Genomic DNA, 12,159 nt, shown 5'->3' on the forward strand with positions numbered 1-12,159 from the left:
TGCAGGTAGAACTGGCCGGTCGCCTCGTCCCATTCCCACACGGAGGGGCTGAAGCAGGAAATCCAGTTGTTCGGCGGAATCGGCTTGCCGTCCTCGTCGAAGCCCTTGGGGTCGCGCCAGATGTAGTAGTCGCGGTAGGGGTTGTCCTTGGAAGAGCGTGCCTGCTTGAACCATTCGTGCTCGTCGGAGCTGTGGTTGACGACCAGGTCCATCATGAGCTTGATGCCGTGCTTGTGCGCGGTTTCGAGCAGCTCATCGAAGTCTTCCATGGTGCCAAACTCGGTCATGATGGCGCGGTAGTCGGAGATGTCGTAGCCGTTGTCATCGTTCGGGGAAGCGTAGATGGGGGAGAGCCACAGCACCTGAATACCGAGCTTGGCCAGGTACGGAATCTTTTCAGTAATGCCGGGCAGATCGCCGATGCCGTCGCCGTTGGAATCGTTGAAGGAGCGGGGGTAAATCTGGTAGACAACGGGTTCCTGCCACCACTGGGTTTGGGTCGTCATTGTTCTTCCTTCCCTTGGTATGGATGAGTGTTGTGCGGGGCCGCCCTGGGGCGGCTAAAGTCTGGCGCCCTTAGTGCTGGGTGGTGAGGGGCGTCAGGAGGCTCTGCGGTGCCCAGCTGGAGGGGTCAATTTCCAGGAGTAGACCGCTGTGGTCAGAGATGGCTTCGGGGGAGTTGTCGCGGAAGACTACCGCGTGCGAGTTCACCGTGAGCAGTCGGTCAGCGAACACGAAGTCAATGCGCTTGGCGTCCGTGCTACCTTCCCAGCCGGCGATTTCGCGGTGGACGGTGTTTTCGCCGTCGGTGTGCTCCGCCAGTGAGCGGGTATCAACCATACCGCTGGAGGTGACCAGCGCGTAGCCTTCATCGCTCAGATGCGCGGCGGAGTTAAAGTCGCCGCCGAGCAGTACGGGTGCGGTGAGGGCACATTCTGCCAGGGCCTGTGAGAGGCGGGTGTATTCCTGCGCGAAGAGGGGCTCGCCGTCGAAGTCCCACCAGGACATGTGGGTGGTTGCGCACCAGAAGGTGCCCGTCTCAGTTTCGATGAGCGCCGCCTGCGCTGCACGGCGCTGTACCTGGTGGTAACCGTACTCGGGGGACATGTCGATGGGCTTGATGCCGCGAATCGGCAGGCGCGAGAGAATTGCTACGCATTCGTCGTAGAGGTCCCAACCGATGTGGGCTTCGGTGAGAGTCCACTCGTAGGTTGCGCCCATTTCGTTGAGTGCCTGCACGAGTAGCAGGGCGTAGTTGTCTTCGTGAACCGGCACGCCTGCGCCGCCGCGGTAGTTGAGGGGGTCCTTCACCACGGGGGTGGAGGTGAGCTGGTTGACTTCCTGCAGCGCAATGACATCCACCTGCTGTTCAATGATGAACTTTGCGAGGGTGCGGATTTTGGCAATCTGGTGGATTTCGCACCAGCTGTGCGTGTTGAGGGTGAGGAAGCGCATGTATTAAGTCCGGGGTATGTGTGAGGTTGAAGAATGATATGCACACCGCGCATTGAGGCGGCGAGTGTTTTTATGCACTCTGACCTATGGGTGCACTGTTTATGCTATCGATTCTGTGCGCTAGGTAATAGGGAAAAAGTCTCATCTGCAGCAAGTATTTTTAACCAGTGCCGGGAGATGTTTCAGGTTCTGAAAAACTCTTTCAAAACTTCTGCTTTTGGTATCTGCGGGTAGGTATGACCTGGCATTATTGTTTTTGTCTAAAACACATTCGGCATTTAGCGCACGCAGGATATGTGGCACCCGTCTCATATACTTTCGTTTGGAGGTATAAAGATACGGCGTGACCATCGCAGGATGGCAATGATCGCCAACCCCTGCGTCCGCTCACTCGACAACCCGAAAGGGCGTATAGCCTCATGATGGAAAAAGTACAGAGGTTCGGCTCTGCCATGCTGGCACCCGTTCTTCTCTTCGCATTCGCTGGCCTCGCGGTCGGTATTGCGATCATTGCACAGAACGGCGACCTGATCCCCCTCGCTGCTGACAAGGAAAGCGCGTGGAACCACTTCTGGTCTGTTTGGGAAGCCGGCGCATGGACCGTCTTCAACCAGATGGAACTGCTCTTCGTGATTGGTCTGCCCATTGCACTGGCAAAGACCGCTAACGCACGTGCAGTGATGGAAGCTGCAATGGTCTACCTGACCTTCAACTACTTCGTCGGCGCCATGCTCAAGGTATGGGGCAAGGGTGGCACCGGTTTCTTCGACCTGGACTACACCACCGATATCTCTAAGAGCGCGGCAGGTACCGGTCTGAAGATGATCGCCGGTATCAAGACCATGGACACCGGTATCTTCGGTGCGATTATCATCTCCGCAATCGTGGTGTGGGTACACAACCGCTGGTTCGACAAGAGGCTGCCCGACTTCCTCGGTATCTTCCAGGGCTCGCAGTACGTTTACGGCGTCTGCTTCTTCCTGATGATGCCCGTGGCATTCCTGTTCTCCTGGCTGTGGCCCTACGCTCAGCACGGTATCTCCTCCCTGCAGGGCTTCTTCATCGCATCCGGCGCACTCGGCGTGTGGGTTTACACCTTCCTCGAGCGCTTCCTGATTCCGACCGGTCTGCACCACTTCATCTACTCCCCGTTCGTCTTCGGTAACGTTGTTACCCCGAACGGTATCGCTAAGGACTGGCCGAGCCACCTGAGCGAGTTCGCTAAGAGCGACAAGCCCCTGAAGGAACTGTTCCCCGGCGGCGGCTTCGCACTGCACGGTAACTCCAAGGTCTTCGCACCCATCGGTATCGCAGCGGCGTTCTACACCACCGCTCGTCCCGAGAAGCGCAAGGAAGTTCTCGCACTGATGATCCCCGTCTGCCTCACCGCGATCCTGATTGGTATCACCGAGCCCCTCGAGTTCACCTTCCTGTTCCTGGCACCCCCGCTGTTCCTGGTCCACGCAATCCTGGCAGCATCCATGGCAGCAATCATGTACCAGCTGGGTCTGGTTGGTTACATGGGTGGCGGTCTGCTCGACTTCCTGTTCCAGAACTGGATCCCGCTGTGGGCAAACCACTCCGGCACCTACCTCATGCAGATTGGTGTGGGCCTGTGCTTCACCGTCCTGTACTTCGTGATCTTCCGCTTCATGATTCTGAAGTTCGACTTCAAGACCCCCGGTCGTGAAGAAGACGGCGGCGAGACCAAGCTCTACAGCAAGGCAGAGTACAAGGCTGCTAAGGCTGCTGAGAAGAACGGCGGCGCAGCTGCTGAGTCCGCTGATGGCGACCTCTACGCACCCCGCGCAGCAGGCTTCCTCGAACTGCTCGGTGGCGCAGAGAACATCACCACCGTGAACAACTGCGCAACCCGCCTGCGTGTCTCCGTTGCTGATGAGTCCCTGGTCAGCCCCTCGGATGCAGACTTCAAGAGCGCAGGTGCTCTGGGTCTGGTCCGCAAGGGCAAGGCATTCCAGGTCATCGTCGGCATGGACGTTCCCCAGGTTCGCGAGCGTTTCGAGACCATGGTGAACGAAGCTAAGACCCTCTCCTAAGAGGATTCAGCTTTCAACCGTCTGACGGTATGACGCCTCATAAGGTATAGACTTCGCCGGCGGTATCGGATAACACCGATGCCGCCGGCGAAGCTGTACCCGGACACGTACCAGGCGCATACCCAGCTCAAATCTGCTGGCATACACACTCAAAGTGAGAGATGACCGTCCTCACCCACCCTGGCCGATGACTCTAGAGCGTGTACTATTTATATATTGCTCACCATCGGATTCAGGAGCTTTGAGTGGATTTACAAGACGTCGTGAATGCGAACCAGCACCGATTCAGTGAAACTGAACGGGAAATTTTGGCATTCATGCTAGAAAACGAAGAGTTCGTTGCAGAGTCAACGATCAACTCTCTGGCACATAAAACCTATACTTCGACCAGCTCAATTATCCGCCTGACGAAGAAGCTGAACTTCTCCGGATTTGCCGAGTTGAAGTACTTCATTAAGTCCTCTCTGAACCGCAGCGAACCTTTCAACCCGCGGTTCATTGAGAGCGGTCGCGAAGATATTCAGCGCACCTACGACTACCTCGAGCACATGGAACTGAGCGGACTGCTCAAGCGCATCCATGAGGCTCGCACCGTGTACTGCTTCGGTACCGGCTACGCGCAGCGCAACGCCGTGCAGGAATTTACCAAGTCCATGCAGGTGTGCGGTAAGTTCTGCCAGGTCATCCCGGCGCGCAATGAGTTCGAAAGCGCCATGAACAATATGACCCAGGACGATGTGGTCATTATTGTGTCCTTTTCAGGTCAGACCGAGAACATGCGCGAACACATTAAGATGCTGGCGCTGCGCCGCATCCCCATGATTGCGGTGACCGCCATTGGTGTGAACTACATGTCTTCACACGCCGAGTACTCCCTGCACTACCAGACCACCCCCACCCAGATCAGCACCCAGCGCAAGCCCTACTACTCCTTCGTTGCGCTGTCGGTACTGCTGGACTACATCGTGCGCCGCTATATTGAACACGTTGAACATGAGCGCCGCGAGTCCCTGCAGGACCAGGTGGATGACGCTCTCAACAATGGGGGCGAAATCGACGCCTGACAAGGCAATACTGTGCCCACCTGCCCCTTCACTCACTCCTCCTGAATCCGACCGAATCCACCTGAGATCACCTGAAAGAGACACCCAGTGACCGCAATTTTCGCGCTCATCGAAAACACCGAGAAGATGCGTAAGTACCTGTTCTGGTACCTCATGATCATCCCCGCGCTGCTGCTGCTGTGGATTGCTCTGGGCGCAGCGAACTCCCAGATGGACTTCCAAGCAGCCCTGAAGATTCCCTTCTTCACCGTGGCATTCCTGAACGCATGCCTCAGCCTGCTACTGGGCGGCACCCTCAAATTCGCGGGCGCAGAGAACGAACGCACCGAACGAGCCTACGCCCTGTACCTGACCATTCTGCTGGTCATCATCGGTAACCTGCCCGGCGCAATCCTGAGCTTCTTCCTCTTCCGCTCCCTGCGCTTCGGCAACCTGGAAGGCGAACTGGCACCCAAGTACCGTTGGGCGCTTCTGCCCGCCATGGTCTTCTACGTATTGGTGACCGTAGTGCTACTCGCTGCGAACATCGCAATGTGGTCGAAGTAAGCACAGAGGAACAGACAGCAAGCATGCGGGCACACTATGCACGCAGGCGCACGCTGACACCCGCCCCGCTTGAAGTACAGCATGAGGCACCCGGGCAGAGGACCCCGGAAGAACCACCATCTTCGGTGTGTACGCGCAAACGTACACCGCACTGACCCACAAGGACACTCACAACGTGAACCAGATTCCCGAGCCTACCGACGCGCAACACGCACCCGGCACCCCGGCTGATACTGCTCAGCCCGCCGCAGCCGCCGCGACCTCAGCAGAGGAAACCCACGAAGTAGCCGACGAAATCAACATCGCCGAGCTACCCGCACACCTGAACCCCGCCCACGAGGACTTCGACCCCTCGGCGGGGCTTGAGCGCTGGGCAGAACAGATGGACGTCTACACTGGACCGGACGCGATGCTCGACTTCAACCAGGTCGACTACGTGCACATCGACCTGTCCGAAGCGAACCCCTCCGGTCTGGCTCAGCTACTCGCCGGACGCAAGACCCGCCTCTCCACGATTCTGCGCGACAAGTCGCAGCTTGAGGCGGGTATGCGCTCCGCCCGCACCCTGCGCACCAAAATTTACGAACTCGCCACCGACCACGGCCTGGACTCCGGCTACTTCGTGGCGGGTACTGCCTCCTGGCTGTCGCACGACACCCGCGAGGATGCCGCCGCCTACGAGAAGCGCTTCATCGCACCGATTCTCATGGCGCCGCTGAGCATCACCCCGCACCCGAAGGATGACGACTTCGAGCTGCGCCTCGCCGGTTCCGCACGCCTGAACCCGGCAATGGTCCGCCAGATTAAGCAGGAATACGGTATTGACCTAGGCACCATGGACGTGGCTCAGCTGGCAAACTCCATGTCCCGTCTGGACCCCGAGCCGGTTATCGAGCGTATGCGCGCATCTGCCGGTCGTATTCCGGGCATGACCATTGAGTCGAAGTATTTCATCTCCACCTTTGCTGACCTGAAGGAAAGCCTGGGCGAGCTGCCGCACACCGCCATCACCCCGCTGGTTCGTGACCTGGCGGCACTGAAGGTTCCCGGCGTGAAGCCGCGCGAGCTCAACGCCCACAACCTGCAGCAGCCCCTGGACCAGCGCGACCCGGCAGAAGAAATGCTCTTGCTGGACGCTGACGCGAACGCCCAGGAGATTATCGACACCGCGGTCAGCGGTTTCTCCTTCACTATCACTGCGGCACCCGGCACCGAGCCGTTGCGCACCGCCGTGAACATTGCATCCGCGCTGATGGGTCGCGGTAAGTCCGTGCTCGTGGTGGGTGAGAAGCGCTCTACCCTGGCCGAGTTCTCGGCGCTGCTCAAGCGCACCGGCATTGAGAGCCTGCGCTACGACCTGCTCGCCGAGCACGACTCCGAGGCTCAGCGCGCCGAGTTCATTCGCGCCATTGTGCGCAATGAGAGTGCCGAAGAACCGAACTCCGAGGACCTGAACGAAGAGCTCGTCGCGACCCGCGCCGCGCTGCTCGACCACACCCGCGCCCTGCTGAACAAGGACGCGAACTGGCAGATTTCCGTCTACTCGGCGTTACAGCGTCTGGCTGAGCTGACCGCCTCCGAGGACGGCCCGGCAACCCGCGTGCGTTTTGACCGACCCATGCTTGATGCGCTCATGGAGCGCGAGCAGGTGCGTGCCGAGCTGGTGCGCCTAGGCGAGATTGATGGTTTTGCGGCGGCTTCGCGTACCTCCCCGTGGTACCGCGCCCGCCTAGTCAATGACGAGGAAGCCGCCGAGGCGTACGCCCTGGTCATTACCCTCAAGTCCTCCCTGCTGAACCTGCGCGAGGCAATGAACCGCACCAGCGCCATGCTGGGTCTGCGCACGGGTCGTACCATCGCCGAGTGGGAGTCGCAGCTGGCGATTCTGATGCGCATCCGTGAGACGCTCAAGCGTTTCCGCGCAGACGTCTACGACCGTCCAGTGACCGACCTGATTGCGGCGACTGCATCCGGTTCGTGGCGCCGTGAGAACGGCATCGAGATGAGCAGTATGCAGCGTTCCCGCCTGCGCCGCGCGGCAAAGGAGTACATCCTGCCCGGCGTGAATATTGGTGACCTGCACGAGCAGCTGAAGATTGTTCAGGCCGAGCGTGCCGAGTGGATTCGCCACATTGAGGCGCCCCGCACCCCGCAGATTCCTGAGAACCTGGATCAGCTGGCTGCCGCCCTTAACTCTCTGGTGTCTGAACTGGCGGGCCTAGGCATTGTCCTGGCTGACACCGTTGAGGGCACCGACTTTGTACGCACCGACCTGGATGCCCTGGACGCGCGCCTGGACGCCCTCATGGCGGACCGCGTGCTGCTCATGACCCTACCGGAGCGTGACGCCCTGACCCAGAAGCTGCGTGAGCGCGGCCTGTCGGAGCTGCTCGATGACCTGTACGCGCGTCAGGTTCCGACCGAGGTTGTTTCCGCTGAACTGGAGCTTGCCTGGTGGCAGTCTGCCTTGGAGTTCTTGCTGCAACATCACGAGGGTAAACTGTTGGACGGCGACCGCCTGCGCGATATGGAGTCCCGTTTCCGCCGTGCCGACTACGCCCACATGACTAGCGCCCCGGCGCGTCTGCTGGCGAAGGTTGCTCGCGTGTGGACTGAGCGTATTGAGTCTGAGCATGATCAGGCAGCGTACCTGAAGAGCCAGCTGCGCGGCTACGAGTTCGTGCTCGAGGAGCTGCTGACTCACGCCCCGGTGATGGCACGTACCCTGCTGCCGCTGTGGACTGCGAGCCCCTTCGCCCTGGCGCGTAAGGTTCCCGCCTCCATGCGTTTTGATACGGTGCTGCTGCTGGACTCCGAATCGACCCCGCTGGCGGCGAACCTGCCAGCGATTACCCGCGCCGACCAGGTGATTGCCCTGGGCGACCCGCATTCGGGTTACCCCTCGCCGTTCATCGTGTCCGCCCCGACCTTTGGGGCGCCGGAACCGGCAGGTGAGCAGCTGGACAGCACCTTCGACGTGCTCGCTACCGTACTGCCCAACCGCACCCTGGCGATGCTGCACCGTAGCATGGACCCGGTGATTCTGGACTACCTGAACCGTGAGTTCTACGGTTCGCAGCTGCATGCGGCTCCGGTGAGCCGCGCCTCCGCCCAGCCCGCCGGTTCGCTGACCGTTGAGTACATTGATACTCGCGGTAAAGTGAGCGATAACGCGAACCTGGATTCGCCCGGTGTTGAGGTGGAGCGCGTGACGAACCTGGTACTGGAGCACGCCTACCGTACCCCAGACCGTTCGCTGGCGGTGGTGACGGCTAGCCCGAAGCACGCTCAGCGTGTGGCTGAGTCGGTCCGTCATGCCTTGAGCCTGTACCCGCAGCTGGCGCCGTTCTTCGCCGCTGGTGAGGAGTCTTTCCGCGTGGTCGACCTGACCCGCGCCGAGACCCTCGAACGCGATACCGTGATTTTCTCCCTGGGTGTGGGTCGTGCCCGCCTGGGGCAGGCGTCCTACGATTTGGGTCAGCTGTCTGCTGAGCATGGCCGCCAGGGCTTTGTGGTGGCGTTGACTCGTGCACGCCGTGCCCTGCGCATTGTTTCGTGCATTGACCCCTCCGAGCTGGACCCGCAGAAGCTACATCATGGCGCGGTAGATTTCTACCACCTGCTGCGTGAACACGCGGAACGTCAGGCGCGTGAAGAGGTGGAAGCGAAGGCACAGCGCGTGCCGGAGACCCTGCCGCGTAACGCGTTCTTGGCCGCCGACGACGCGGACACCCCGGATTTGGGCGACTGGCTGCTGAACGATTTGGTGGCGCGTCTGCAGGCTCGCGGTGTGCGTGTGACCCGCGGTGAGGGCGATATCGCTCTGATTGCGCACGCCCCGGAGAAGCTGGCGGCTGAGCCGGTTCCCGCGCTGGGTGTGGCTCCCGTGGTCTCTTCGAACCCGAGTGTTCCGGCGGCTATGCCGCTGGTGGCGTGCTCCGATGGTGAGCCGAATTATGCGCGTGCTTCGGTGCGTGAGCGTACCCGTCTGCTGCCGGAGCGTCTGAGCCGCACGGGCTGGAACTACATTACGCTGGGCACCCTGGAAGTATTTGCTGATCCGGACGCCGTGGTGGCGCGCGTGCTGCACTACCTGGATATGGATGAGGGCGCTGAGGTTCGTGGCTAGCTATTCGTCAACGCCGAAGCCGCGCCGTGGGCACCGTCGTGTGAGCGGCGGCGGTTCGGTGAGCGGGGCTGAGCCTCTGCTGGTGGGCGTGACTACGCCTTCGGTTGTGGCTTCGGGTACTTCCTCTGCCGCGGGGGCTTCCCCGAAGAAAGCTGATGCCCAGAAGCAGAACCCCCAGAAGGCGAGTTCTCAGAAGGCGGGTTCTCAGAAAGCGGCTACATCTGCGCAGCCGCTGACCCCGGAGGAGCGTGAGCGTCTGGAATGGATGCGTCAGCAGCGTCCTCCGCACTGGGGTAACAATATCGTGTAGCGTCTTCCTGAGGGAGAGCACTTCTTAAAACGCCGAGGGGCGGGGCAACGTGTGTTGCCCCGCCCCTCTTTTGGGCTGGTGTGGGACCCCGTTTAGGAGTTGCCCTTGTCGGTGCTGTAGAAGCCGGAACCTTTGAAGGTCACTCCGACGGTGTTGTAGCGCTTGCGCAGGGTTTCTTCGCCGCACTGCGGGCAGATGCGCAGTGCATCGTCGCTAAAGGACTGGCGCTGTTCAAAGACGTGGTTGCAATTCTTGCACTGGTAAACGTAGACCGGCATTTTGTCCTTCTGTATCCGTTTTCGCTGGGATGGTTTATTAACGTGGTTTGAGTGTACCGCTTTTGAAAGGTTGGGAGCTATTTGCGTTTTCTTCTCAAATAGCTATTTCTGTTTCTTTTTACCTTTTTCCTGAGTGATTTTGTTGGTGTGTTCCTGCATATCTTTGCGTTTTTGCATAAAGATTTGGGTGTCAATCAAGAGTGAATCGGGCGTGGGTGAGCCGGGTGCTTTTAACCCTGCTGGTGAGCGAGGAAAATGCCCCGCTCGGTGAGAATCACCGGTAGAATAGCGTCCCACTGGTCGTAGGGGATAGCTTCGTAGATTTCGTCGCTGAAGACAATGCCGATGCTCCGGCCGGTGAGCTGCTGGTCGCTGAGCAGGGGGATAATGCGGTCGTAGTAGCCGCCTCCCTGACCGAGGCGGTGCCCGCCTGCATCAAAAGCAAGGGCGGGGATGAGGCGCAGGTCGGCGTCAATGAATGCTTGCGTGTCTTGTTCTTCGCCTTCGGGTTCGGGGATGCCCATGGGGCTGAGCGGATGCTCAACGGTGGGGTCCCAGTGCACCCAGGCGAGTTTGCGACCGGGGCGTACGACGGGCACGAGGATGCGGTGTCCCTGCTCATGGAGAGCGTTTAGTGCTTGGACAATGGGCGGCTCAGATTTGGTGGGCAGATACGCCGCAATGGTACCGGGGGAGTGGACCCGCTGTGCGACTGCTTCGAGGATGTGGGCGGTGAAGAGCTCCTGCATCTGCTGCTGGCCGTGTTCACCGCGGTGGCTGCGTGCGATGAGGCGGCGCGGGCGGATTTGGGAGCGGAGAATGTCTTTGTCTAGGGAGATATCGTCTGCGCTGGCACCGGCGTCGGAGTTGCTGGTGGCGGGGGTTGTGTTGAGGTGCATGGTGTGTCCCATCGTCGTTGCGGGTCTTGTGTGAAGGGTTGGGGAGTGGCGCGTCCCGTAGGAAGTAAGGTGCGTTCACTCTATGCTGAGAGGTATCCGTGCGCAGGGTAAAACTGCCCTGGTGGGTGGTGAAAATTGACCTATATCTGCGGGGACGTGGATTCCACTTTTTAGTATAGGGTTTGAGAAAAATAGTGCTGAGTTCTGTGGGGTGCATTTTCTTTGCACACCGAAGAATGGGCCGCTGTGGATATGTAGTTAGTCACGTTGAAGATTTTTTCATGTCATAGTGTCTATAAATCGCCTTAAGTACTTTACAACTTAGGGTATTCTTGTGGCATGGCTACTGAAATTAAGTCTGTTACTAAGGCAGTTATTCCTGCTGCTGGTCTGGGCACCCGATTCCTGCCCGCAACGAAGGCAACCCCCAAGGAAATGCTCCCCGTCGTTGATCGCCCCGCGATTCAGTACGTGGTGGAGGAAGCAATCCGTGCCGGTCTGAACGACGTTCTGATGATTACCGGCCGTAACAAGCGCGCTCTCGAGGATCACTTCGACCGCGTTCCCGTTCTGGAGCAGCAGCTCGCTGAGCAGGGTAAGGACGCCCTACTCGCATCCGTGGTAGCTACCAATGAGATGGGTGGCGACCTGCACTACGTGCGTCAGGGCGACCCCAAGGGTCTGGGCCACGCTGTTCTGCGCGCAAAGCGCCACGTTGGTGACGAAGCATTCGCTGTTCTGCTCGGCGATGACCTGATTGACGAGAAGGAAGACCTGCTCGCTCGTATGGTGGAGGTCCAGGAGCGCACCGGCGGTTCTGTCGTTGCTCTGATGGAGGTTCCCCGCGAGGCTATTTCTGCTTACGGCGCAGCTGCTATTGAGGCTGTTGAGGGCGAAGACGGTTTCGTTAAAATCACCGGCCTGGTTGAGAAGCCTGCTGCTGATGAGGCTCCCTCGAACTACGCTGTGATTGGCCGTTACGTTCTGAGCCCGAAGGTCTTCGAAGTTCTGGAGAACACCGCTCCGGGCCGCGGCGGCGAGATTCAGCTGACCGACGCTCTGCAGACTCTGGCTCAGGGTGAGGGCGAAGGCGAAGGTGTCTACGGTGTGGTCTTCTCCGGCCGCCGTTTCGACACCGGTGACAAGCTGTCCTACCTGAAGGCAAACGTTATTCTTGCTGCTGAGCGCCCCGAGTTCGGTGACGACCTGCGCGCATGGCTGAAGGACTTTGTTGCAGAGAACTGCTAATTACTCTGCACCCGCTCTCTAAAGAGGGCAACCGATAAATACCAACCACGCTGAGGAAGGCGTTCTTTCCGGTGGGGCGTTTTAGCCCCAAGGGAGGGCGCCTTCCTTTGCGTCGTATGTGTCTATTATGTGCTTGGGGTGCTACTGGGCGAGGGCCCAGGGTGTGCCTTGTG

9 protein-coding genes and 1 pseudogene are annotated in these 12,159 nt (G+C 59.6%); 6 read left to right on the plus strand and 4 right to left on the minus strand.

Going from position 1 to position 12,159, the window contains the following annotated elements:
* Both HMPREF2712_RS04960 and HMPREF2712_RS04965 read right to left on the minus strand, forming a co-directional pair.
* Positions 1–506 (minus strand): annotated as a pseudogene (locus HMPREF2712_RS04960) (alpha-amylase family glycosyl hydrolase); the annotation flags it as partial.
* 70 nt (positions 507–576) lie between these two features.
* A complete protein-coding gene (locus HMPREF2712_RS04965; RefSeq protein WP_070819417.1) occupies positions 577–1,455 on the minus strand; it encodes an endonuclease/exonuclease/phosphatase family protein in 879 nt (292 codons plus the stop codon).
* Between the two features lie 419 nt (positions 1,456–1,874).
* Here HMPREF2712_RS04965 and HMPREF2712_RS04970 point away from each other — a divergent pair, with 419 nt between their 5' ends.
* The 5 genes from HMPREF2712_RS04970 to HMPREF2712_RS04990 all read left to right on the plus strand — a co-directional run bounded on the left by HMPREF2712_RS04970 (position 1,875) and on the right by HMPREF2712_RS04990 (position 9,561).
* Positions 1,875–3,512, plus strand: a complete 1,638-nt coding sequence (locus HMPREF2712_RS04970; protein WP_070819418.1) for an alpha-glucoside-specific PTS transporter subunit IIBC — start codon at positions 1,875–1,877, stop codon at positions 3,510–3,512.
* A gap of 263 nt (positions 3,513–3,775) precedes the next feature.
* A complete protein-coding gene (locus HMPREF2712_RS04975; protein ID WP_256370599.1) occupies positions 3,776–4,576 on the plus strand; it encodes a MurR/RpiR family transcriptional regulator in 801 nt (266 codons plus the stop codon).
* An 87-nt stretch (positions 4,577–4,663) separates the two neighbouring features.
* Positions 4,664–5,122: a hypothetical protein gene (locus tag HMPREF2712_RS04980; protein ID WP_049346409.1), complete on the plus strand. Its 459-nt coding sequence runs from the start codon at positions 4,664–4,666 to the stop codon at positions 5,120–5,122.
* Between the two features lie 127 nt (positions 5,123–5,249).
* Positions 5,250–9,251, plus strand: a complete 4,002-nt coding sequence (locus HMPREF2712_RS04985) for a DEAD/DEAH box helicase (RefSeq protein WP_070819419.1) — start codon at positions 5,250–5,252, stop codon at positions 9,249–9,251.
* Positions 9,244–9,561 carry a P-loop NTPase family protein gene (locus tag HMPREF2712_RS04990; protein ID WP_049341821.1) on the plus strand — a complete coding sequence of 106 codons (318 nt, stop codon included), beginning with the start codon at positions 9,244–9,246 and terminating at the stop codon, positions 9,559–9,561. The genes HMPREF2712_RS04985 and HMPREF2712_RS04990 overlap by 8 nt, the downstream gene beginning before the upstream one ends.
* A gap of 92 nt (positions 9,562–9,653) precedes the next feature.
* Here HMPREF2712_RS04990 and HMPREF2712_RS04995 read toward each other — a convergent pair whose 3' ends face one another.
* Together HMPREF2712_RS04995 and HMPREF2712_RS05000 are read right to left on the minus strand one after the other, a co-directional pair.
* Complete coding sequence (locus HMPREF2712_RS04995; RefSeq protein ID WP_005508445.1) at positions 9,654–9,839, minus strand: FmdB family zinc ribbon protein; 186 nt, start codon at positions 9,837–9,839, stop codon at positions 9,654–9,656.
* 230 nt (positions 9,840–10,069) lie between these two features.
* Positions 10,070–10,738, minus strand: a complete 669-nt coding sequence (locus tag HMPREF2712_RS05000) for a 5-formyltetrahydrofolate cyclo-ligase (protein WP_239662250.1) — start codon at positions 10,736–10,738, stop codon at positions 10,070–10,072.
* A gap of 339 nt (positions 10,739–11,077) precedes the next feature.
* Here HMPREF2712_RS05000 and galU point away from each other — a divergent pair, with 339 nt between their 5' ends.
* Positions 11,078–11,986: a UTP--glucose-1-phosphate uridylyltransferase GalU gene (gene galU, locus HMPREF2712_RS05005; protein ID WP_005508447.1), complete on the plus strand. Its 909-nt coding sequence runs from the start codon at positions 11,078–11,080 to the stop codon at positions 11,984–11,986.
* Positions 11,987–12,159 lie beyond the last annotated feature (173 nt).

Source organism: Rothia sp. HMSC064F07 (assembly GCF_001837265.1).
Taxonomy (GTDB): domain Bacteria; phylum Actinomycetota; class Actinomycetes; order Actinomycetales; family Micrococcaceae; genus Rothia; species Rothia mucilaginosa.

What these genes read in the sequence shown, in the direction of transcription:
- HMPREF2712_RS04965 (WP_070819417.1), bottom strand. Translation starts at nt 1,455, where the DNA reads ATGCGCTTCCTCACCCTCAACACGCACAGCTGGTGCGAAATCCACCAG.
- HMPREF2712_RS04970 (WP_070819418.1), top strand. Translation starts at nt 1,875, where the DNA reads ATGATGGAAAAAGTACAGAGGTTCGGCTCTGCCATGCTGGCACCCGTT.
- HMPREF2712_RS04995 (WP_005508445.1), bottom strand. Translation starts at nt 9,839, where the DNA reads ATGCCGGTCTACGTTTACCAGTGCAAGAATTGCAACCACGTCTTTGAA.
- HMPREF2712_RS05000 (WP_239662250.1), bottom strand. Translation starts at nt 10,738, where the DNA reads ATGCACCTCAACACAACCCCCGCCACCAGCAACTCCGACGCCGGTGCC.
- galU (WP_005508447.1), top strand. Translation starts at nt 11,078, where the DNA reads ATGGCTACTGAAATTAAGTCTGTTACTAAGGCAGTTATTCCTGCTGCT.